At 68.6% G+C, this 22,614-nt stretch carries 16 protein-coding genes, 3 pseudogenes and 2 CRISPR repeat arrays (1 of these 21 cut by a window edge); of the genes and pseudogenes, 17 read left to right on the forward strand and 2 right to left on the reverse strand.

Translation table 11 applies throughout. The features are described 5' to 3' along the window. A CRISPR array of direct repeats spans nt 1-452; the repeat unit is 29 nt; unit sequence GGGACCATCCCCGCGTGCGCGGGGAGCAC; it begins 248 nt to the left of the window's first position. 639 nt (nt 453-1,091) lie between these two features. From cas3 to cas2e, 8 genes are read left to right on the forward strand one after another with little or no spacing between them, the layout of a single operon-like run. Then, nucleotides 1,092-3,980 (forward strand): CRISPR-associated helicase Cas3', encoded by a 2,889-nt coding sequence (gene cas3 / locus AF1_RS05450; protein ID WP_242608641.1) that lies wholly within the window; start codon nt 1,092-1,094, stop codon nt 3,978-3,980. After that, entirely contained in the window at nt 3,970-5,634 is a 1,665-nt protein-coding gene (casA, locus tag AF1_RS05455) for a type I-E CRISPR-associated protein Cse1/CasA (RefSeq protein WP_067793894.1), read from the forward strand. Before cas3 ends, casA begins: the two co-directional genes overlap by 11 nt. Next, a complete protein-coding gene (gene casB / locus AF1_RS05460) occupies nt 5,631-6,266 on the forward strand; it encodes a type I-E CRISPR-associated protein Cse2/CasB (RefSeq protein WP_067793895.1) in 636 nt (211 codons plus the stop codon). Before casA ends, casB begins: the two co-directional genes overlap by 4 nt. After that, entirely contained in the window at nt 6,263-7,456 is a 1,194-nt protein-coding gene (gene cas7e, locus AF1_RS05465; RefSeq protein ID WP_067793896.1) for a type I-E CRISPR-associated protein Cas7/Cse4/CasC, read from the forward strand. The genes casB and cas7e overlap by 4 nt, the downstream gene beginning before the upstream one ends. Next, nucleotides 7,453-8,151: a type I-E CRISPR-associated protein Cas5/CasD gene (gene cas5e, locus AF1_RS05470; RefSeq protein ID WP_067793897.1), complete on the forward strand. Its 699-nt coding sequence runs from the start codon at nt 7,453-7,455 to the stop codon at nt 8,149-8,151. Before cas7e ends, cas5e begins: the two co-directional genes overlap by 4 nt. A 1-nt stretch (nt 8,152) precedes the next feature. Beyond that, the gene (gene cas6e, locus AF1_RS05475; protein WP_067793898.1) at nt 8,153-8,839 is read left to right on the forward strand and encodes a type I-E CRISPR-associated protein Cas6/Cse3/CasE; all 687 of its coding nucleotides are present in this window, start codon (nt 8,153-8,155) and stop codon (nt 8,837-8,839) included. A gap of 4 nt (nt 8,840-8,843) precedes the next feature. Next, nucleotides 8,844-9,797, forward strand: a complete 954-nt coding sequence (gene cas1e, locus AF1_RS05480; protein WP_067793899.1) for a type I-E CRISPR-associated endonuclease Cas1e — start codon at nt 8,844-8,846, stop codon at nt 9,795-9,797. After that, nucleotides 9,794-10,144 carry a type I-E CRISPR-associated endoribonuclease Cas2e gene (gene cas2e, locus AF1_RS05485; protein WP_067793900.1) on the forward strand — a complete coding sequence of 117 codons (351 nt, stop codon included), beginning with the start codon at nt 9,794-9,796 and terminating at the stop codon, nt 10,142-10,144. The genes cas1e and cas2e overlap by 4 nt, the downstream gene beginning before the upstream one ends. A 79-nt stretch (nt 10,145-10,223) precedes the next feature. Beyond that, nucleotides 10,224-10,923: a CRISPR direct-repeat array (repeat unit 29 nt; unit sequence GTGCTCCCCGCGCACGCGGGGATGGTCCC). A gap of 244 nt (nt 10,924-11,167) precedes the next feature. Here the strand turns inward: cas2e and AF1_RS36995 are convergent. After that, nucleotides 11,168-11,693, reverse strand: a pseudogene (locus tag AF1_RS36995) (aminoglycoside phosphotransferase family protein); the annotation flags it as partial. A gap of 432 nt (nt 11,694-12,125) precedes the next feature. Between AF1_RS36995 and AF1_RS05495 the strand changes: the two are divergent. The 4 genes and pseudogenes from AF1_RS05495 (at nt 12,126) to AF1_RS05505 (ending at nt 14,920) form a co-directional block, all read left to right on the forward strand. Next, nucleotides 12,126-13,406, forward strand: a complete 1,281-nt coding sequence (locus tag AF1_RS05495) for an IS701 family transposase (RefSeq protein WP_084262477.1) — start codon at nt 12,126-12,128, stop codon at nt 13,404-13,406. Between the two features lie 180 nt (nt 13,407-13,586). After that, nucleotides 13,587-13,769 (forward strand): annotated as a pseudogene (locus AF1_RS37000) (hypothetical protein); the annotation flags it as partial. A gap of 232 nt (nt 13,770-14,001) precedes the next feature. After that, the gene (locus tag AF1_RS36155) at nt 14,002-14,394 is read left to right on the forward strand and encodes a transposase family protein (RefSeq protein WP_067793902.1); all 393 of its coding nucleotides are present in this window, start codon (nt 14,002-14,004) and stop codon (nt 14,392-14,394) included. 136 nt (nt 14,395-14,530) lie between these two features. Further along, nucleotides 14,531-14,920, forward strand: a complete 390-nt coding sequence (locus AF1_RS05505; protein WP_067793903.1) for a hypothetical protein — start codon at nt 14,531-14,533, stop codon at nt 14,918-14,920. A gap of 221 nt (nt 14,921-15,141) precedes the next feature. Here the strand turns inward: AF1_RS05505 and AF1_RS05510 are convergent, their stop codons facing one another. Then, nucleotides 15,142-15,891: a hypothetical protein gene (locus tag AF1_RS05510; RefSeq protein WP_067793904.1), complete on the reverse strand. Its 750-nt coding sequence runs from the start codon at nt 15,889-15,891 to the stop codon at nt 15,142-15,144. Between the two features lie 225 nt (nt 15,892-16,116). Between AF1_RS05510 and AF1_RS33040 the strand changes: the two genes are divergently transcribed. From AF1_RS33040 to AF1_RS05540, 5 genes and pseudogenes are all read left to right on the forward strand, one after another. Continuing rightward, complete coding sequence (locus AF1_RS33040) at nt 16,117-16,725, forward strand: transposase (RefSeq protein WP_165488328.1); 609 nt, start codon at nt 16,117-16,119, stop codon at nt 16,723-16,725. A gap of 186 nt (nt 16,726-16,911) precedes the next feature. Next, entirely contained in the window at nt 16,912-18,588 is a 1,677-nt protein-coding gene (locus AF1_RS05520) for a hypothetical protein (RefSeq protein ID WP_084262473.1), read from the forward strand. A gap of 21 nt (nt 18,589-18,609) precedes the next feature. Continuing rightward, nucleotides 18,610-19,263 carry a hypothetical protein gene (locus tag AF1_RS05525; protein WP_067793907.1) on the forward strand — a complete coding sequence of 218 codons (654 nt, stop codon included), beginning with the start codon at nt 18,610-18,612 and terminating at the stop codon, nt 19,261-19,263. A 75-nt stretch (nt 19,264-19,338) separates the two neighbouring features. Next, nucleotides 19,339-20,535, forward strand: a pseudogene (locus AF1_RS05535) (IS3 family transposase). A gap of 412 nt (nt 20,536-20,947) precedes the next feature. Next, nucleotides 20,948-22,614: type I polyketide synthase (locus AF1_RS05540; protein ID WP_174548820.1), on the forward strand; the 1,667-nt coding region annotated here is incomplete at its 3' end.

Raw genomic sequence — 22,614 nt, forward strand, 5'->3', positions numbered from 1 at the left:
CCATCCCCGCGTGCGCGGGGAGCACGACGAGACGACCGGGGAGCAGCGCGTCCGGCCGGGACCATCCCCGCGTGCGCGGGGAGCACGCCCAGGTGGAAGGGGCGGGTCTCAGGCATGGGGGACCATCCCCGCGTGCGCGGGGAGCACCGGTTTCCGGGACGATTTTGGAACGGTCCAAATGGACCATCCCCGCGTGCGCGGGGAGCACGTCGCCGCCATCGCGGGCATTGCGTGGGTCCGGGGACCATCCCCGCGTGCGCGGGGAGCACCCCAAGCCCCGCAAGAAGTCGGGGTTCTCCTGGGGACCATCCCCGCGTGCGCGGGGAGCACTCCCACAGCTGGTGGCGGACGGCATCCCGCTTGGGACCATCCCCGCGTGCGCGGGGAGCACCCGCCAATGACGTGGTTCAAAGTGGACGACTCGGGACCATCCCCGCGTGCGCGGGGAGCACTCTGGCTGACCTGCGGGTTTGTTCGGGGAGAGCCCCGTTTTCGAGCACTTCTGAGAATTCGGACATTTTCGGACTCGGCGATCGGTTGGTTCTGGTCGGAAGATTACCTCTGCGACACGACTCCAGTACTGCATGTTCTGGAATCGCGGGACAAGACTCTTGTGCCGTCTGTAGGTCCTAACGCATTGAGGGGTTCGAGCTGAAGTGATGAAAGGAGGTGGTACTGGTGGACACTCCTCAGTCCTCCCTTGATCTGTACACGCTCCTCATCTTGCTCATCGCGGCGGTCGCCGCCGCAGCTACGGTGGCTCTGACGTACTGAGCGCAGACGAATCCGCCTCAGTCGTTGTTGGCCGGAGGCGCCGCTGGCGGTGCTTCGATGCTCTGAGCCATGTCGGTGTTCAAGCGCCCTTCGCCGGCGAAGGGGGCGGAGAATCAGGAGGATGACTCGGCCGCGAGGTGACGGTGCTTGGTCCCTCGGGGTGGCGATACCCTCCCTCCGGCGGTGGCCGCTGCTCCCCGCGCATGCGGGGATAGGGCGGTCACCGTCGTTCTTAGTGCGGTTGGACGTGCCCGGTAGCGGGTTGTCCGGTTCTGGTCTGATCCGTCGATAAGGCTCGTGATCTTGGGGTGGGCGGATTGGATACCGGTGTGCTGGAAGCTGCGGCGGGGTTGGCGCGGCTCGGGGGTGGGTTGTCTCCGGCTGCGCGTCAGGTATGGGCGAAGCACGATCGCGATAGTGACGATTGGCTTCCGTTATGGCGCCACCTCTCGGATAGCGGCGCGGTCGCGGGACTGCTGTGGGACGAGTGGCTTCCGGCTCAGGTGCGGAATGTGATCGGTGCGGCCCTGCCCGGGGGTGCGGACGACGCGCGGCGGCTGGCGGTGTGGTCGGCGGCCACGCATGACATCGGGAAGGCGACGCCGGCGTTCGCGTGCCAGGTCGAAGGGCTTGCCGCCAGGATGCGGCGCGAGGGCCTGGAAATGCCGTTGCAGCGCCAGATGGATGATCGTCGGCTCGCTCCTCACGGGCTTGCGGGGATGCTTCTGCTTCACGAGTGGCTTGTGGAGCGGTATGGCTGGTCGAAGCGGCCGGCGTGGCAGTGGGCGGTGGTGGCGGGCGGCCATCACGGGGTTCCGCCGACGATGAACGACATTCAGGCGCTGGTTGCGCGCCCGCGGCTGCTGCGTTCTCCGGGGAGTGCGGAGGCGTGGCGCGGCGTGCAGTGGGAGTTATTGGACGCGTGCGCCGAGGTCTGCGACGTGGCGGGCCGGCTGTCGGAGTGGCGCCAGGTGAAGCTTCCCCAGCCCGCGCAGGCAGTGTTGACGGGTGTGGTGATCGTCGCCGACTGGATCGCCAGCAACGCCGACTTGTTCCCCTACTCGCTGGACGCGCGGGAGAGAAGTGATCGCGAACGGGTCGAAGCGGCGTGGCGGGGGCTGGCGCTTCCGCCGCCCTGGCGGGCCGTCGACCCGGGATCCGATGTCGCGAGCCTGTTCGCGTCCCGCTTCGATCTGCCTCCCGGCGCACGGGTCCGGCCGTTGCAGGAGCGTGCGGTGCTGGCCGCCCGTGACATGCCGCCCGGCCTGATGATCATCGAGGGGCCGATGGGCGAGGGGAAGACCGAGGCCGGGCTCGCGGTCACTGAGATCTTCGCGAGCCGGTCGGGGGCCGGTGGGGTGTTCGTCGCGTTACCGACGATGGCGACGAGCAATGCGATGTTCTCCCGGGTGCTGCGCTGGCTGGAGCGTCTGCCGGACATGCGGCCGGACGCGGGTGCCCGATCGGTTCAGCTCGCTCATTCCAAAGCGGCGTTGAACGAGGATTTCCGGGCGCTCACCTGGGCCGATCCTCGGTCGGTGCGCGGTGTCCAGCCGGACGAGGAGGCCCCGGACGCCGCGGTGGCCGAGCTGGTCGCCCACCAGTGGCTGCGTGGCCGTAAGAAGGGGATGCTGGCGTCGTTCGGTGTCGGCACCATCGACCAGTTGCTGTTCATGGGCCTCAAGAGCCGGCACCTGGCGTTGCGGCATCTGGCGCTGGCAGGGAAGGTCGTGGTCATCGACGAGGCCCATGCCTACGACGCCTACATGAGCTCCTATCTGGATCTGGTGTTGTCCTGGCTCGGTGCGTACGGGGTGCCGGTGGTGGTCTTGTCGGCGACCCTTCCCGCGGGCCGTCGCCGCGAGCTGGTGGAGGCGTACACCGCCGCCGGGGGCGCGGAAGCCGTCGAGCGGGCGGCCGGCTATCCGCTGATCACGGTCGCCGGACGGGACGGGACGAGGGCCGTGCACGAGGTCGCCGCGTCCGGTCGGCGCACCGATGTGGAGGTGGAGCGGCTCGACGATGACCTGGAGGTCCTGGCCGACCGCCTGGCCCAGGAACTGGCCGCGGGCGGATGCGCGCTGGTGGTGCGCAACACCGTGGACCGCGTCCTGGCCACCGCGGACTTCCTGCGCGGTCGGCTCGGGGACGGCAACGTCACCGTCGCGCACGCCCGGTTCCTCGACCTGGACCGGATGCGCAAGGACGCCGAGCTGGTGAAGGACTTCGGCCCGCCCGGTGAAGGAAACGCCCGTCCCGCCGGCCCCCGCGTGGTGGTGGCCAGTCAGGTGGCCGAGCAGTCCTTGGACATCGACTTCGATCTGCTGGTGTCGGACCTGTGCCCGATCGACCTGCTTTTGCAGCGGATGGGGCGGCTGCACCGCCACGAGCGCGGCGAGGGGCAGAGCGACCGCCCCGAGCGGTTGCGGCGGGCCCGGTGCCTGGTGACCGGCGCGGACTGGAGCGCCACCCCGGTGGAACCGGTGAAGGGCTCCCAGCGGGTGTACCGGCGGCACGCGTTGCTGCGGTCGGCCGCGGTGCTGTGGCCGCATCTCACCGGGACGACGCCGGCGGAGCGGACGGTGCGTCTGCCCGAGGACATCAGTCCGCTGGTCCAGCGCGCCTATGGGACGGCACCGGTAGGCCCCCGGTCGTGGCAGCAGGAGTTGGACGCCGCCCACGGCAAGCACCGGGTGCACATAGAGAAGCAGCGCAAGAAGGCCGAGGGCTTCCAGCTGGCGGACGTCGGCAGGGACGGGAACGCGCTGATCGGCTGGATCGATGCGGGAGTGGGCGACACCGACGACGCCCCGGCCGGACGCGCGCAGGTCCGCGACGGCGAAGAGTCGCTGGAAGTGCTGGTCGTGCAGCGCCTGGCGGACGGCACGGTCCGCACGGTTCCGTGGCTGGACCGGGGCGAGGGAGGGCTCACCCTGCCCACCGAGGCCGTCCCCGAACCGCGGCTGGGTCGCATCGTGGCGGCCTGCGGATTGCGGCTTCCCTTCCAGTTCTCCCTCCCCCAGACCGCCGAGCAAACCATTACAGAACTGGAAAAAGAGGTCATTTCCGACTGGCAGTCCCGGGACAGTTCCTGGCTCGCCGGAGAATTGATCTTGTTTCTGGACGAGAACTGTCGTACCCGGCTGGCAGGTTACGACCTGAGTTACAGCAAGGACGACGGTCTGGAGGTCACCCGTGTCGAATGAGCCCTCATCTTTCGACCTGACGGACCAGCCCTGGCTGCCGGTGCTGCGCACCGACGGGACCAGCGATGTCCTATCCCTGCGTGAGGTCTTCGCCCAGGCCCGCACGCTGCGCCGTATTGTCGGTGACCTGCCCACGCAGGAGTTCGCGCTGATACGGCTGCTGCTGGCGATCCTGCACGACGCGATCGACGGCCCCCAGGACCTGGACGCCTGGGAAGAACTGTGGAACAGCGGCCTTCCCCTCGAACAGATCACCGAATACCTGGACGAATACCGCGAGCGTTTCGACCTGCTCCATCCGCAGACACCGTTCCTGCAAACGCCGTCGCTGCACACGGCGAAGCACGAAGTCTCCCCCCTCGACAAGATCGTCGCCGACGTCCCCAACGGGGCCCCGTACTTCACGATGCGCGCACGCGGCGTGGAGCGGCTCGGCTTCGCCGAGGCCGCGCGGTGGCTGGTGCACGCGCAGGCCTTCGACACCTCGGGCATCAAGACGGGGGCCGTCGGGGACCCCCGGGCCAAGGGCGGCAGAGGGTACCCGCAGGGCGTGGCGTGGGCGGGCAATCTCGGCGGCGTGCTCGCCGCCGACGACGACCTGCACGAAACGCTCTTGCTCAACCTCATCGCCTTCGACACCGAAACATTGCGGGCCGACCCGAAGAACGACCGGCCCGCCTGGACGCGTGAGGTCCCCACGGCCCGGCCGATGGACGAGGTGGAGGCCGTCCGCCGTCCCTACGGGCCGCGGGACCTGTACACCTGGCCGTCCCGGCGGGTCCGGCTGCACTTCGACGGCGAGGGCGTGTTCGGCGTCGTCCTGGCCTACGGCGACCCCCTCGCGCCGCGCAACCTGCACGCCTACGAGCCGATGACGGCCTGGCGGCGCAGCCCCGCCCAGGAGAAGAAGCTGAAGGAGGCGCAGGTCTACCTGCCGCGCGTGCACGATCCGGCCCGCAGCGCCTGGCGCGGGCTGGGCGCGCTGATCGCCGGGAAGGCCGAGGGGGCCGAGCAGCGCCAGGAGGCGGCCGCGATCGTGCGGCCCCGGATCCTGGACTGGCTGGCCCGCCTGACCATCGAAGGCCCGCTGCCGCAGAGCCGCCTGCTGCGGGCCCGGCTGATCGGCGCGGTGTACGGGACACAGCAGTCGATCATCGACGAGGTGATCGACGACGAGGTGGCGATGCCGGTCGCGCTCCTGCACGAACAGGACTCCGAACTCGGGGTCGAGGTGATCGACGCCGTCTCCGACGCCGAGAACGCCGTCGGCATCCTCGGCGACCTCGCCGCCGACCTCGCCAGGGCGGCCGGCGACGCGGCCGACCCGCGCAAGGATGCCGCCCGCGACCTCGGATTCGGCACCCTCGACGGCCCCTTCCGCGACTGGCTCGCCGCACTGAAACCGGAAGATGACCCCCGCCTCGCCCGAGCCGCCTGGCAGAGGACCGCCCGCGACAAGATCCGCAACCTCGGGGAGGAACTGGTGAACGCCGCCGGTGAGACCGCCTGGCAAGGCCGGGTGGTGACGACCAAGGGCGGGCGTGAGGTCTGGCTCAGCTCCACACGCGCCGACCAGATCTTCGCCGCGCGGCTCGCCAAGGCCCTGCCCGGCGCACGCCGACCCGACGATCCGACAACGGAGGCCCAGGCATGACCTCGGCGACCCCTGCCCTCAACCGGCCCGCCGACCTTGTGGAGAGCGCGGCCGGCCGCTTCATCACCGAATTGCAGCGGGGCTTCCTCGCCGACCGCCCCGCCGCCGTCGGGGCACTCGCCCAGCTCCGCCGGGGGGCGGGCAAGCTGCCCGAGGACGTCCCCGAACTGTGGGGCTCCACGGGCGTCGAGCGGCTGTTCGCCGAGGAGAACCTGTTCGCCGGCGAGACTCAGGCGACCCGCGCCGAGGCGGCCTATTTCCTGGCCGTCACCCTGTACGCCCTCCACCAGCAGTCACAGGGCGGCCCGATGCACAAGACGGGCGTGGACCTGGGCCAGGCCGTCCGGCAGCTGATGGCCAAGCAGGACAGGGTCGACGAGACGATCCGCCGGCGGTTCGTCCGGGTCGGCACCGCCGCGACCCCCGAAATCCTGGCCTACCGGCTCCGCGAGGTCATCTCGCTGCTGCGCGGAAAGGGCATCCCGCTCGACTACGGCCGCCTCGCCCGCCAGCTCTACAAGGCCCAGACCCCCGACGGACTGAACCAGATCCGCCGTGACTGGGGACGCAGCTTCCACACCTACAAGGCCGACGCCGGCGACGGCGCCCCCACCGACAAGGACACCGCATGACGACTCGGACCATCGTCGAACTGCACATCCTGCAGACCGTCCCGCCGAGCAACCTCAACCGGGACGACACCGGCACCCCCAAGTCCGCCGTCTACGGCGGTGTCCGCCGGGCCCGGGTGTCCAGCCAGGCGTGGAAACGCGCCACGCGCCGGACGTTCCAGAACATCCTGGACCCCAGGGACCTGGGCGTCCGCACCCGCCGTCTGGCCGAACTGCTCGGCAAGCGGATCCGCGAGCTGGACGCCTCCATCTCCGAAACCGACGCGTGGGCGCTGGCCGCCGAGACGGTCACGGCGGCGACCGGCGCCAAGATGGAGCCGCCCAAGCGCAACACCAAGGACGAGTGCCCCGAGCCGGCGCCCGAGGGCAAGTACCTGATCTTCCTCAGCACCCGCCAGCTGGACGCCCTGGCCGAACTGGCGGTCCAGGGACGCGACGACATCAAGACGTTCTTCAAGAACAAGGAGAACAAGGCCGCGGCCAAACAGCACGCCAACAGCCGCCACTCGATCGACATCGCCCTGTTCGGCCGGATGGTCGCCGACGCCTCCGACATCAACGTCGACGCCGCCGCGCAGGTCGCCCACGCCATCAGCGTCCACCGCGCCGACGTCGAGTCCGACTACTACACCGCCGTCGACGACCACAAGGAACGCGAGGACGACGACGCGGGCGCGGGCATGATCGGGACCGTGGAGTTCAACTCCGCGACCCTCTACCGCTACGCCGCCCTCGACGTCGACCTGCTCCGCAAGAACCTGGGGAAGGGCCTGCGCGAGGACGAGTCCGCCGACGCGCCCGTCCGCCGGGCGGTGGAGGCGTTCGTGCACGGGTTCGCCGAGTCCCTGCCCACCGGGAAGATCAACACATTCGGGCACCACACCCTGCCCGACGCGGTGGTGGTGAAGGTGCGTTCGTCGCGCCCGGTCAACTTCGTCGGCGCGTTCGAGCGGCCCTGCAAGGCCGACCAGGACGCCGGCGGATACGTCCGGGAAGCCAGCGAGCGCCTCGCCAAGCAGATCCCCGCGATCGAGACGGCCTTCGGCGCGGACGACGACACGCTCACGTGGGTGACGCGCGCCGGCGACGACACCGAGCCGCTGGCCTCGCTCGGCACCGAACTGCCGCTGCGGGAACTGGTGTCGGCGGTCGGCGCGGAGGTCGAGCGGCGGCAGAAAGGCACGGCATGAGCGTCCTGCTCCTGCGGCTCGCGGGCCCGCTCCAGTCATGGGGGTCGGCGGCGCGTTTCGCCAGGCGGACCACCGAGGCGGCCCCCACCAAGAGCGGCGTGATCGGACTGCTGGCCGCAGCACTCGGCCGCCCCCGCACGGCCGACCCGTCCGACCTGGCCGCGCTGCGCTTCGGTGTCCGCGTCGACCAGCGCGGCACGCCTCTGCGGGACTTCCAGACCGCGCACGATATGGACACCGGCGGCGCCCTCCCGGTGTCCGAGCGGTTCTACCTGGCCGACGCCGTCTTCGTGGCGGCCGTCGAGGGACCTCACGACCAGCTGTCCGAACTGCGTCAGGCCCTGAAAAGGCCCGGCTTCCTGCCCTACCTGGGACGCCGGTCGTGCCCCCCGTCGCAGCCGATCGACCTGCGACAGCGCGACGGCCTCGACCTCGAAACGGCGTTGACGACCGAACAGTGGCAGGCCTCGGACTGGCACCAGTGGCGGCGCCGCCACGAAAAGCAGGTGGAACTCCAGGTGCTCGTCGAGGCGAACGGCCAGAACATGCGCGTGGACACGCTGCGCGACCAGCCGCTCAGCTTCGACCCCGCGCACCGCCGGTACGCGCTCCGCGGCGTCCGCAGCTTCCCCGCCACAGTCCCGAACCCGCGTGCGGCCGCGCACGACCCGACGATCGTCCTGAGGAGCGAGTGACATGTACCTGACGCGCTTCCGCATCAACACAGGACGCGTCGGCGCCCGCAAGTTGCTCGCCTCGCCCCAGACCATGCACGCGGCCGTCATGACCTCGTTCGCCGAGGCCCCCTCCCCCGGCGACGGCCCCCGCGTCCTGTGGCGGCTCGACCGGGACGGCGCCGCCGACACCCATCTGTGCATCGTCAGCCCGATGCGGCCCGACCTCACCCACCTGGTCGAGCAGGCCGGCTGGCCCACCACGGCCCGCTGGGAGACCTTCGACTACGCGCCCTTCCTCAAGCGCCTGACCAAGGGGGACACCTGGGGCTTCAGGCTCACCGCCAACCCCGTCCACAGCATCCGCCGCCGGGACAGTGAGCCCACCAAGGTAACCGCGCACCTCACTCCCTCCCGCCAGCTGAGCTGGCTGCTGAAGCAGGAGGAGAGGGCGGGATTCAAAGTGGTCGAAAAATCCACCGAGAAGCAACTGGTCCCCGGCCATGACACCCACGACCTGCTGATCCACGGCCGCCGCCAATTCCGTTTCGCCAAGAGAGGCAACGGCGGGCAGGTCACGCTGGTCGCCGTGACGTTCGACGGACGGCTGGAGATCACCGACCCCGACGCGTTCCGCCTCACCCTGACCCAGGGGCTCGGGCGCGCCAAAGCCTACGGCTGCGGCCTGATGACCCTCGCCCCGGCGTGACCCCATGTCCACCGTCAGCAAGCGCGGCGCGTCCTCACCCCACCAGCTCACCCGGATGGGCGACCGGCTCTCGTTCATCTACCTCGAACGCTGCACCCTGCACCGCGAGGACAACGCCATCACCGCCGAAGACGCCGACGGCGTCACCCACATCCCGTCGGCCACCATCGGCACCCTCCTGCTCGGGCCCGGCACCCGCATCACCCACCAGGCCATGAGCGTCCTGGGCGACAGCGGCGCGGGAGTCGTCTGGGTCGGCGAACAGGGCGTCCGCTTCTACTCCGGGGGCCGGTCCCTCAACCGCTCCTCCGCCCTGGTCGAAGCCCAGGCCACCGCATGGGCCAACCGCCGCACCCGCCTGGACGTCGCACGCGCCATGTACCGGATGCGGTTCCCTGGCGAAGACCCCTCCGGCCTCACCCGCCACGAACTCCTCGGCCGCGAAGGACGGCGCGTCAAAGAGCGCTACAAGTACGAGGCCGCCCGCGTCGGCCTGACCTGGAACGGCCGCCGGTACGTCCCCGGCGACTTCGACTCCGGCGACACCGCCAACCAGGCCGTCACCGCCGCCGCCCAGTGCATGTACGGCATCGCCCAGACCACCGTCGCCGCACTCGGCTGCTCCCCCGGCCTCGGGTTCATCCACTCCGGCCACGAACTGGCCTTCGTCCTGGACATCGCCGACCTGTACAAGACCGAGATCGCCATTCCCGTCGCCTTCGAGGTCGCAGCCGAAAGCCCCGACGACGTCGGCTCCCGCACCCGCCGAGCCATCCGCGACCGCGTCAACCAAGTCGGCCTGCTCCGGCGCTGCGTCCACGACATCAAGCGCCTCCTCCTGCCCGACGACACCCCCGACGACCCCACCGGCGACGACACCGACCATGTCACCCTGCAAAGCGACCACGGCATGAACATCGCATCCGGCCGCAACTACGCCGAAGACGTGTACTGGTGACCATCATCATCCTCACCAACTGCCCCGCCGGCCTGCGAGGCTTCCTCACCCGCTGGCTGATGGAGATCTCCCCCGGCGTCTTCATCGGTGGCCCATCAGCCCGCATCAGGCAGGCCCTCTGGGACGAAGTCCACCAGTACGCCGACACCGGCCGCGCGCTACTCGCATACAGCACCAACAACGAGCAGGGTTTCACCTTCGAAACCCACGACCACAAATGGCATCCCATCGACCACGAAGGCCTCACACTGATCCGCCGCCCCAAGGCCAGGCCGGCCGTCTCCTCCAAACCCCCACCAACCGGCTGGAGCAAAGCCTCCAAACGCCGCCGCTACGGCAAACGCTAACCCAATGCCCGAAATGTCGGAATCTCACAAAGTGCTCAAAAACAGGGATCCCCGCCGATAAACCTGCAGGTCAGTCAGAGTGCTCCCCGCGCACGCGGGGATGGTCCCCCCTGGGCGCTCGGGTCGGTGGCGATCGGGTCGTGCTCCCCGCGCACGCGGGGATGGTCCACCGTGCCCACGGTGCATTTGCTGTACCGAGAGGTGCTCCCCGCGCACGCGGGGATGGTCCCATCCGTAACACCGCAGATCAGGCGGCTGTCGGGTGCTCCCCGCGCACGCGGGGATGGTCCCAGCAGACCGACGTGCGCCGACTGATCTAGCTGGTGCTCCCCGCGCACGCGGGGATGGTCCCATGTCCGGGCAGGCGCGACAGAATATGGCCGCGTGCTCCCCGCGCACGCGGGGATGGTCCCTACATGTGGATGCGGCCCGGCGGCCGGCCGCTGTGCTCCCCGCGCACGCGGGGATGGTCCCCAGTGGCCGGACGACATCCCGTCCGGCTGGCAGTGCTCCCCGCGCACGCGGGGATGGTCCCTCCAATGCCCAGCGGCGGCGCTTGGCGGAACGGTGCTCCCCGCGCACGCGGGGATGGTCCCTGGATCGGTATTACCGGAAAGATTTCCGGCGGGTGCTCCCCGCGCACGCGGGGATGGTCCCCCGATCCCGAACCCGTCGCGGTCCCTGCCGCAGTGCTCCCCGCGCACGCGGGGATGGTCCCGTCACCAAGCCCTGGCAGTGCGGCGAGGGTGGGTGCTCCCCGCGCACGCGGGGATGGTCCCTGCGTGAGCCGCTCATCGGCCCGCACGTCCTGGTGCTCCCCCGGATCGCGGCGCCGGTCGATCCACGAGGCCGGATCCTCCATCACCGGCCCGATCACCGCGACGTCCGGAATGAACCTCTCCCGCGGAACCTGCGGCAGCAACTCCCGCCAGGCCGTGGCCTGTGATTCTTCGCCGCTCATGGATGCCTCTGCCAATGGAATCGCGCTAAGGGGAATCGTCAGCGTGCCGTCTTGAGGGGCAGCTGTTCGGCAGGGTCATGCAGTGCTGGCGCCGCCCGCGGGACTTGGTCGAGCAGGGCGGCGGCGATGTCGGATAGCCGCCGCAGACCCGCTGGGGCAGGCACTGAGGTCAGCCGTGCCATCAGATCGGCCAGGATCTGGATGGCCCTGGTGTCGTCGGCGATCGCGGACAGGGGCCGGGCCGCATCCAGCCGCTCCAGCAACTGCGTGGCGCTGTTCTCGTCATGGTCGAGCAGGCGCACGATCCCGTTGCCGTTCCACGCCCGCAGGCCGGCCGCGGGCGCCGGCCGTCTCCTCCCGCAACTGCTGAAGCTTCAGCACGGCGGGAGTTCCGTCGGACCGAAGCACGGGCAAGACCAGCGACGCCATGCCATATGCGAGCGGGCCATCAAGCCGCAGCCCCCAATGGTCCAGGAACTCACCACCCAGCCGGGGCAGCTCGGCGATCCACGCCCGCGCCTCGGCGCCGTGCGCGCCATAAGACGCGGCGAACACATCCGGAACGTCGATATAGATCGACCTGGTCACGGAAAGAATCTCCTTCGTCAGCTCGAAATCAGGTGCGATGAACGAAGGAGATCGCGGAGGCGCCCGAGTACCGGGCAGGCGTCAAAGCATGCCCCGACCCTACCCGGAAACGATCACGACTGATCCAGGGCTCGGCCGGCGGCGAGGCGATGCGATACCGCTACTTCTGGGATGTCCTGGAGCACGATCGTCCCGCTCCTGGGCTCGGGTTTGGAGGATCGTCGAACACGACCGCTACCTTCCGGCCGCGGCTCTTCTAATACCTGCTGTCAACGGCCCTTACCTTGATCGCGGGTGAGATCTGGCCATCGTAGGGTCGGAGCTTCCCAGGGTGCCGGGTGTGGCTTTCAACGGCCTGCCCCGTAGGTGACTCTTAGTACGACAACGACAGGTTGTAACACTCGTGCCTGATTGATCGTTGGCCTTGGTGTGATGATGGATGTGGCGCTGGGGTGGTCGGCCGGGTTCGAGGCGTTCGTGGGCCGGTTGGCCGGCCGGTTCCCGCGGGTGGAGTCGCGCCGCCGCATGGTCTCCTACGTGCGTGGACTGTTGGGTGAGGTCGGGCGGAAGAATGGGTGGACGCTTGCGGAGGCGGCGGGAGATGCCGGTCCGGAGGGCATGCAGCGGCTGCTGGACTTCTACCCGTGGGACACCGATGGTCTGCGCGACGATGTCCGTGACGTGGTGGTCGAATGCCTGGGTGATGCACGCCAAGGTGTGCTGGTGGTGGACGAGGCCGGTTTCCTGAAGAAGGGGACGAAGTCGGCGGGTGTCGCCCGTCGGTACTCCGGTGCCGCAGGACGGATCGAGAATTCCCCGATTGGAGTGTTCCTGGCTTACGCCTCGCCGGCTGGGCGTGCGTTGATCGATCGTGAACTGTATCTGCCCGGGGGGTGGACCGGTGACCGGGAACGTTGCCGGGCGGCCGGGATGGGCGATGAGGTGGTGTTCGCGGCCAAGCCTGCGCTGGCGCAGCAGATGATCGAGCGTGCTGTCGGTGCTGGTGTCGTGTGTGGCCGGGTGACTGCCGATGAGGCGTATGCGCAGGACACCAAGTTCCGGCTGTGGCTGGAGGCCCGCGATATCCCGCACGTCGTGGCGGTGCCGAAATCAGCGGCGGTGGTGGCGATGGATCTGACCGGGCCGCGCGTCCACCGGGTTATCGCTGACCTGCCCGCGGCGGCGTGGCGGCGCCTGAGCTGTGGTGATGGGGCGCGGGGGCCTCGCGTGTCGGACTGGGCGGCGACCGAGATCCGGCCGCTGCGGCGCCCGGGGTGGGGGCGTTGGCTGCCGGCCCGGCGCGGCATCGCTGATCCCTCCGATCTGGCCTATTACATTTGCTTCGGCCCAGCCGACACCCCGGCTGAGGAATTGGTGCGGGTGGCGGGTGGCAGATGGGCGATCGAGGAGTGCTTTCAAGTCACCAAGAACGAGACCGGTCTGGATCGCTGCCAGGTCCGTGGATACCGGGTCTGGTATCGGCACATCACCCTGTCCATGGCCGCTGCCGCCTTCCTCGTCATCGTCCGTGCCACTGCACATAAAAGAGGGGCAGGCGAAGTGGAACAGTCCAATTTGATTCCGTTGAGCCTCAACGAGACACGTCGTCTGTTCAACCGCGTCACCGCACCGATCAGCCATGCCGTTGAACACATCCTGCACTGGTCGAGATGGCGGCGCCATGGCCAGATGCGCGCCCAGATCAGCCACTGACGTTTTCCCAACGGGTTTGATTCGGGCGCCAGGGATTAACAGGCCGTAACAGGCGGGATCGGGCAGACTCGCGGACGCAGCGACATGCCCCGAAACAAGCGTGGCACCCCCGGTGGAAGAGGTCTCACCACAAGTCCTCGCCTGCCACCGAAAGGCGCCACGTTGGTCACCTATCCTGCCATGCTCGACGTCCCACGCGAACTGATCCGCTTCGTCGCCGGCCTGCTGCGCACCGAACGCCGGGCACGCGGGACCAGGAAGGGCACACGGACCCTGACCTGCTGGAGGCAGGCCCTGTTCACGATCGCGTGGTTCCGGGACAAGCCGAACATCACCCGGCACGGCACCGCCTTCGGGCTGTCGCAATCGACCGCCTACCGGTACCTGCACGAGGCCGTCGACGTCCTGGCCGACCGCGCCCCCAACCTGCACCAAGCACTGGAGAAGGCGGTCGCCGACGGGCCGGCGCACCTGGAGATGGACGGCAAGATCTTCGCGACCGACCGATGCCGCCACAAGACTTGTGAGCGTGAAGGGCGAAACGATCGACGCCTGATTCTCTGGAAAGACCGCCGGCTTCGGCGGCCAGGTCCAGATGCCGTCCGAACCCGACGGCTTCCCCATCTGGTTCAGCGGCGTCCTGCCCGGAGGAGCCGTCGACATCGAAGTGGCCCGCGCACTGGTCCTGCCGACCCTGTACCCCTACGCCAAGACGATGCCCGTCCTGGCCGACCCCGGCTACCAAGGCGCAGGTCACGGCATCATCGTCCCCTTCAAGAACCCCACCCGCGGCAACGTCCTGTCCATCGACAACCGCTGCCACAACCGCCTGCAGCGCTTCCTGCGATGCCGCGTCGAACGCGGCTTCGCCCTACTCACCGAACGCTGGACCGCACTCAAACACACCACCCTCAGCCCCAGCAGAATCAGCGACCTCGTCCGCGCCGCGCATGTCCTCACACTCTTCGAGTACCGCCGGATCAACTGAAAGTCACTGGCAAAACCTCACTGAAGAGCCGGAGACAGCGGACCCGCACTTACGGCGAACCCGTCGTTCATCGAATTGGCCAGGCTTACGCCGAACTAGGGTCACCCGAGAACCGACCCGCGAGCGGAGACGCGCGATGACCGCCGAAGACCATACCCCCGCGGCCCTAACGCCCTCTGCCGTCCCCGCAACCGAGTGGCGCTGGGCCGAGCTCCCGCCTGCTGACGTGGTCGAGGCGTGGGAGCGTCTCGCGCCGGGAACCTTCGCACGCATCATGGCCTCGATCGAGCAGCAAGAGCATGACAGGCGGCTCCAGAACCGGCATGAGCGCATCTTGGACTGGATCGACGTCGTGTTCAGGGCTGTTGGGCTTCTCTGCGCCATCAGCGCTGTCGTTGCCTTCGTCTTCCTAGCCCGCTACTTCGTGGACCACGGCGCGGCTACCCAGGCCGTAGGCGTGCTCGGTGGTGCTGCGGGGATCGTCGGCGTGTTCGTTGCCCGATACCACAAGTCGTCCCAGCAATAAGAGTCCTGTAAGAGGGGCAACCACCTTGTGCAGGAGCTGTTCACCACGGCGCGGCACGAGAAGATCTGTCGATCAAGCTCGCAGCCTGTGGCCTTCCCACGGTTTCTTCCGGTCTCCCAGTACGTGTGGCTAAGCCTTCAGCCAGATGAGGAATTCGCGACACATCGATTCGCGATGCCGTCAGTACAGATCGTCATCGGGCATCGGCAGGCCTGCGCCGGTCAGGTCTGGCGAGTGGGGATACGGGCGAGGATCGCGTTCATGCGGGATGCCACGTCCTCCCAGAACGCCAGGGCGTCGTCGAGCGCCGCGTCCCACGATCCAACGAGCGGCGCCGAGTCATAGCCGACGACGGGGTAGGAGTCGGAGGACACCGCGTCCTGAGGGGCCAGCATCCCGCTTCCGGTGACGAAGGTGCGGCACCTCACTTGCCTCGAATGCCGTTCGCCGCCGGAACCGGTCAGCGTGACCCGCCACTCGTGCTCGCCGACGAACCAGCCGTATCCATGCCCGGCGGGATGATCGACGTCGACCGTGCGGAAGATGCCCTGGCGCTCCAGGAACCGGTCCAGGAGGTTGTTGCGCCTGCGCATGGCGTGGAAGTACTTCTCGTTCGGGGCGTCGAGCGCGTCCAGGTGGCGGGCGACATCGACGACCCTCTGCCTGGCCCGTGCGATCCGTTCCCGCCGGTCGCGGCGGCTCACCTCGAGGGCCTGCTTCTGGTCTTCCTGGCACTTCGAGCACAGGGCGAACGACGGCCCGTTCCTCTCGACGGCCTGATGCGATCGGCACATCGGACGCTCGCACGCACCGCACAGGCCCACCGCAGGCACGCCGCACGGGGCGCCGATCCGGCAGCCCGCGCCCGCGCCCACCGTGAGGTCGCCGTGCAGGCCGCCCACCTGGATCACATGTTGGGCCTCGCCGTCGAAGCGATTGCCGCCCTGGGGCGCCTCGCCGTCACCGCTCATGAGGCGATCCTACGATCCGGCTGGCCCATGCCCGCGCGGAACGACGATGCGGCGGGCGGCCTGGTGCGGACAGGCGAGCCGGCTCCCGAGCATCGGCGGCTTAGCCTCCCGCTTTCATGGCGGGTTGGTGCCGGTTGGTCGTTGACATGAGAAAAGTGCCCCTGAACTGGGAGGATAGGGCTTGCTGAAGGTCCTGTCCGCGCCGAGTTCTGGAGCACTTTCCAAGTGAAGACTACCGGCCGCAAGGCCAAGATCGTGGTGTCCGGGGACGGTGCGGGGATCGTCTCCCAGGCGGGTGGCCTGCTGCTGCTCGAGACGCTACGGGTGACGGGCCTGGACCAGGACTTGTCGCGGGCGCTGGCGCGGTGGCGGGCGTCGCGGGCGGTGCACGATCCAGGCAAGATCGTGACGGATCTGGCGGTGACGCTGGCGCCGGGCGGAGACTGCCTGGCCGACATGGCCCTCCTGCGGTCCTCGCCGGAGTTGTTCGGGCCGGTGGCCTCAGACCCGACGGTGTCGCGGCTGGTGAAGACCTTGGCCGAGGCCGGGCCGGCCGCGTTGCGGGCGATCCGCACGGCGCGGGCGCAGGCACGCGAGCAGGCCTGGGCGCCGACCGGTCTCGAAGCTCCGGGCGCCGACGGCGGACTAATCCCGGTGGACCTGGACACGACCGTCGTGATCGCCCATTCGGACAAGGATCAGGCCGCCCCGACGTTCCTTCGAGTTGCTCGACAAGGAAAAGTTCGAGCAGATCGGGCAGGCCCGGGAACTCGCGCAGGGAGGACCACGCGACCAGTGGAACAGCGCCCTCGCCGTCCTCATCGATCTCATTGACTGCCTGGAGACGCAGGAGGAGAGCGGAACCCTGTCTCCCGAGCGTCTCGACACCTTCTTCAGCGAGTTCGAGCGGCTGGATCCCGTACATAGCGACGAGATCCGGCGCCATCTCGACCTCATCCTCAGTGGCGCCTTCCAAGACAGGCTCACCGCGCACGACGCCGAGAGGTCCGTACAGGGCGGATGGACAAGGACAGGGAGGGACGGGTCTGGAAGTTCTTCGAGCCGGTTCCAGCCGAACCGCTGAAGGTCCCCGTAAAGTGGCCCGCCCTGAAACCGCCTCAGTGGACGATGGCGTTCTGGGGCGCGATCATGGTCGTCGCCGGGCTGGTCCTTTCGGCCGTGCTGGTGACCTCGGTGAGCTGGAGAACCGCGACCGTCTCGGGCATCCTCATCTTCGGTTTCGGATCCCTCGTCGGCTATGTCGGCCCCGAGATGCTCCCGGTTCGCTACACGCCGTCCCCCACGCGCGACTCGAAGGAATCCCGCAGGCGAGGGCCGAGCCCGGAGCGCCGCTGGTTCGCCGAGCACGTCCATCGAACGGTGCAGCGCCAGTATGAAAAGCGCGCGCCGCGCGCAGCCCTTCGGCGGCCCCTTTGGATGGCCGCCACGCGGCGCTCCAGGACGACGCTCGCCAACGAGATCATCGAGGTGTACAGCGACACGGGGATCGCTCCCTCGCGGATCGACTGGCTGATCGCCTGGCATGCCGAGGACGATGAGCGCAAATGGGCGGCCGGCAAGATCAAGGACCCTCGGCGGCTATTGCGAATCGCGAGCCTTCTCACCGGTGTGCTTGGGGTGGTCGTCGGCTGGTACGTCGCCTTGCCCAAGATGCTGTGGGCCCCCGTGATCGCCAGCATCGCGCTGGCATGGCTGATAGTGGGCATGGTGCTGCTCGTGGCCGGTCAGGCCGACGTCCATATCGTTCGCCGCTACACCCACCGAGCGTGGCAGGCCGCGTTCGACGAGCGATTCGCCAAGGAGAATGAGGCGTTCGAAAAGCGCTGCGAACTGCTGCGGAACCGCCCCGCCGACGCCGAGATGGCCCGCTGGCTGGACTTCGACAAGTTCTACCTGAAATCGCTGGCCATGAACCAGTACGGCCTGGGCAACCGGGAGGTCATCGCGCACGCGTTCCTGGCCGAAGCCGCCCCGAACTGCCGACGGGCCAGGGTCAGTCACGGTCCGTCCCGCTTCTCCGCGTACACCATCTGGATTTTCCTGCTCACCGGTTCCGGCGTCCGCCAGATGGCCGTCCACCTGGACTTCCCGACCGGAATCGTGAAGGACCCACAGCGCAGGGCCTTCCGCTACGACGCGCTGGCCTCCGCCCAGACCACCGAGCTCGGAATCCGGTTCGACGACGGCCGCCGGGAACGCCTACTGCCCCCAACTCCTGCCGACGGCAACGCTCAACGGCGTGACGAGCGGGAAGCCGAGCGTGGGAACGAGAGCCGATCGGAGAAGTCGTTCGTCTTCTTCCAGCAGTTCCAGCTCTCGCTCGTCAACGGGCAGAACATCCTAATCACGGTGGAGAACCTGGAGGAATGGCTGCTTCGACGGGTGAGCGAGGGCCGCAACGCGTCGCCGCTCAAGATGCCCGACACCTCCGACCTCACTGGCGCGCTCAGCATCCTCGAGGCAGTCGCCGCGGACGGCAGCGCATGGATCACGCGTGCGCGGGCACGGCGGCGCAACGCCGCATCCGCCCCCCTCGGCCGATGGTCCCCCGGCCCGCCGCTACCACGGCAGGAGCCTTCCGGCGGCTTGCCCACCGATCCCCGCGCTCCCGGGCCCCCGCCACGGTTCGACGACGGCCGCCAGGGCGGTGCAAGTGGTGATCAGGGTGTGCGCTGACCTGCTGAAAGGAGCCCGATCATGACCTGCCGATGGTGCGGCAACGACAACGTGCTGGACCGTCCGTACTGTCCTCACTGCGGAGAGAGCACCAAAAGACTCGAAGAGGCGTTCGCTCCGGAGGCACAGCGGGACGACCCCGAAAAATCGTCGTCTGAGAACTGGCGCTACAGCGCCGCGATCCAGGTGAGCAAGAGCCTGGCCGTGTCGGCCATCGCCGCGATCCTACTGGTGGGTGGCGCGATGATCACCTATTCGCAGTGGCCGATGACGATGTGGCCGCGCTCGCTGCCGTCCTACCCACCCGAGACCGGGGAGACCGGGGGCGCCGCTGCGCCGCCAACGCGCGCCACCGCGCGCTGTACCAGCAAGGGCGAGCCCGTCACTGATCCGAGCGGCCGGGCCTATAACCGGTGGTACTGCACGATCGAACGCACCGGAAACGTTCACCGCAGCCCGGACGCGTCCATGACGGCCACTGGATACCTGCGCGAAGGCGAGAGCTGGTTCGCCTGCCAGGTCCAAGGGGCGCCTGATCCCGAAGGCGGCGGCACCACCTGGCTCTACACCCGGGGTGACGACCAGTACGCTGACGAGGGCTGGGGCTACTTCCCGGCCGGAGCGGTCAACCCCTCCTGGAACAGCGAGCCCGTCCCCGACCTCCCGCAGTGCTGACCGTGGAGTCCACCGGGTTCGATGAAGTCCTTCAAGCCAGCGTGATCTTGGCTGGCGGGGAGGAGAATCACTGCGATGGCAGCACCACGCAAATACCCCCGGGAACTTCGGGACCGGGCCGTGCGGCTGGCGCTGGAGTCCGATCGGCCGATCGCGCAGATCGCCACCGATCTGGGCATCCACCGCGAAGCCCTGCGCACCTGGGGCCGGCAGGCCCAGGCCGACGCCGGCAAGCGCCCCGAGCAGCTGACCACCGCCGAGCGTGACGAGCTCAAGCGGCTGCGCCGCGAGAACACCGAGCTCAAGCGGGCCAACGAGATATTGAAGGCCGCCAGCGCGCCTTTCGCCGCCGAGCTCGGCCGGCCCCGGACGAAGTAGTCATGCTGGTCGACCAGCTGCGTGACCGCTTCGGGGCCCGTGCCCGTCTGCCGGGTCCTGGACCTGTGCCCGGGCACCTGCTACGGCCGCAAACGCCGCCCCCCCTCAGCCCGCGCCCAGCGCGATGCGGTGCTGACCGAGCAGATCGAGGCCGTTCATCAGGCCAGTTATGGCACCTACGGCGCCTACCGCGTGCACGGGCAACTGCGTCGCCAAGGCGTGCAGGTGGCGCACTGCACGCTGGAACGGCTGATGCGCGCCCATGGCCTGCAGGGTGCGCACCGCCGCGACCGGCGGCGCACCACCACCCCCGGCGAGTCGGCGCCGCGACCGCCGGACCTGGTCAACCGGCAGTTCACCGCCGACCGACCCGACCGGTTGTGGCTGGCGGATATCACCTATGTGCGCACCTGGGAGGGGTGGGTGTACGTGGCGTTCGTGCTGGACGCCTTCTCCCGCCGGATCGTGGGCTGGCAACTGGCCGACCATCTACGCACCGACCTGCCATTGGACGCGCTGGAGATGGCGCTGTGGCCACGCGGCCGCGAGCGGCCGGTACCACCCTGATTCATCACTCGGACAGGAGCTGCCCAATACGTCGGTTTCCGCTACACCACCCGGCTGACCGACCTGAGCGTGACCGCCTCGGTCGGCTCGGTCGCCGACTCGTATGACAACGCGATGGCCGAGTCACTGAACGCCACGTTCAAGACCGAACTCGTCCATCGCCGCACCTGGCGCACCCGCGACCAGGTCGAATACGCCATCGTCGAATGGGTCGGCTGGTACAACCACCGCCGGCTGCACACCGCGATCGGCGACATTCCACCGGTCGAATACGAGACCGCCCACTACCGTTCGATCAACACACCGGCGCCGACCGGCGCCAGGTAAAACGGACTTCACCAACCCCGGTGGACTCCAACTCCGCGCCGGTGCGCGGCGGTGCTCCGCTGGCGGGGCTGGGCCGGCCTCCTCGTCCGCACCCACCTGCCAATAGGTAACGCCAACTATTGAAGCTCTCTAGACACCGGCTGACTTCGAATAGTGCCGGACATGCGACGCCTCGTGGAGCCACCGTTCACGTCGGCCTTTGGCCTCAGCCTGGCGGTCGGTAACCCGCACTGGGGGCCGGTACGTCGCGGCGTCGGCTGACGTTTACGCCACCACCTCCAGATTCGGAAATCCGGTCAGGATGCCATTCTGCGGGATCTGCTGAGTGGCTTTAGAGCCGTCAAAGGGCTCCGTTAGGGGTTGTCGTTACGATGCTCCGAAGGAGTCTCTCTGCGCGGATGAGGAAATAATCATGTCGAATGAGGAGAAGTTTCGCGATTATCTGCGGCGCGCTGCCAACGACCTTTACCACGCCCGGGAGAGGGTGCGGGAACTGGAGCTGGAGAAGACCGAGCCCATCGCGATAGTCGGCATGTCCTGCAGGTATCCGGGCGGGGTCGGGTCGCCGGGGGAACTGTGGGAGCTGGTCGCCGCCGAGCGGGACGCGATCTCGGAATTCCCCGATGATCGAGGATGGCACGTCGATCGGCTGTACGACCCCGATCCTGATGTTCCGCATACGACATATTCGCGGCACGGCGGATTCCTGCATGATGCAGGGGATTTCGATGCCGAGTTCTTCGGCGTCAGCCCGCGCGAGGCGCTTTCCATGGACCCGCAGCAGCGGTTGCTGCTGGAGGCGTCGTGGGAGGCGATGGAGAGTGCCTCGATCAATCCGGAGGGGCTGCGCAACAGTTCGACCGGGGTGTTCGTCGGCGTGATGTATCACGACTACGGGTCGCGGATCAGCCGTCCGTCCGAGGAGATCGAAGGTTATCTCGGGCAGGGGAGCGCGGGGAGCGTCGCGTCCGGGCGGGTCGCGCACGCCTTCGGGTTCCAGGGGCCTGCGGTGACGGTGGACACGGCATGCTCGTCGTCGCTGGTCGCGATGCATCTGGCGGCGCAGGCGCTGCGGTCGGGTGAGTGCGAGCTGGCGCTCGCCGGGGGTGTCACCGTGATGGCCACGCCCTCGGTGTTTCTGGAGTTCAGCCGTCAGCGTGGGCTATCGCCGGACGGGCGCTGCAAGTCGTTCGCCGCGGCGGCCGACGGGACTGGGTGGGGCGAAGGCATCGGCTTGCTGCTGATGGAGCGGCTGTCGGACGCCGAACGTCTCGGCCATCGCGTCCTCGCGGTCGTGAAGGGCTCGGCGATCAACCAGGACGGGACCACGAGCCAGTTGTCGGCGCCGAATGGGCCGTCGCAGGAACGTGTGATCGAGCAGGCCCTTGCCAATGCCGGTCTCACCGCCGAGCAGGTGGACGCGGTCGAGGCGCATGGGACGGGGACCACGCTGGGTGATCCGATCGAGGCTCAGGCTCTGCTCAATACGTATGGGCGGCGCCATAGTGCTGAGTTGCCGCTGCATCTGGGGTCGATCAAGTCGAATATCGGGCACACGCAGGCCGCTGCCGGGGTCGCGGGTGTCATCAAGATGGTGCAGGCGATGCGGCATGGCGTCCTGCCGAAATCGCTTCACATCGACCAGCCCTCTTCCCACGTCGACTGGGGCACCGGGCATGTCGTCCTGCTAGATCAGGAACAGCCCTGGCCGGAGACGGGGCGGCCGCGCCGGGCTGCGGTTTCGTCGTTCGGGATCAGCGGCACCAATGCGCATTTGATTTTGGAGGCTGCGCCTGAGACGTCCATTGAGGACGTTGTCGAGGCGTCGGCCGGCCCCGTGGTCGCCGTTCCGTTGTCAGCCAAGAGTCCGCAGGCACTGCGCGATGCCGCCGGACGGCTGAAGGGCCACCTTGCGGAGCATTCCGGCCTTGCACCGGCCGAACTCGTCGAGCCCCTGAACAAGCGTGCCTTGTTCGAACACCGGGCCGTTATCGTCACCGGCCGCGATGACCGCGACGAGACCTCAGCAGCCCTTCAGGCGCTAGCGGACGATCAGCCGCATCCGTCCCTGGTCACCGG

It is taken from the genome of Actinomadura formosensis NBRC 14204 (genome assembly GCF_001552155.1).
In the GTDB taxonomy this organism is placed as follows: domain Bacteria; phylum Actinomycetota; class Actinomycetes; order Streptosporangiales; family Streptosporangiaceae; genus Spirillospora; species Spirillospora formosensis.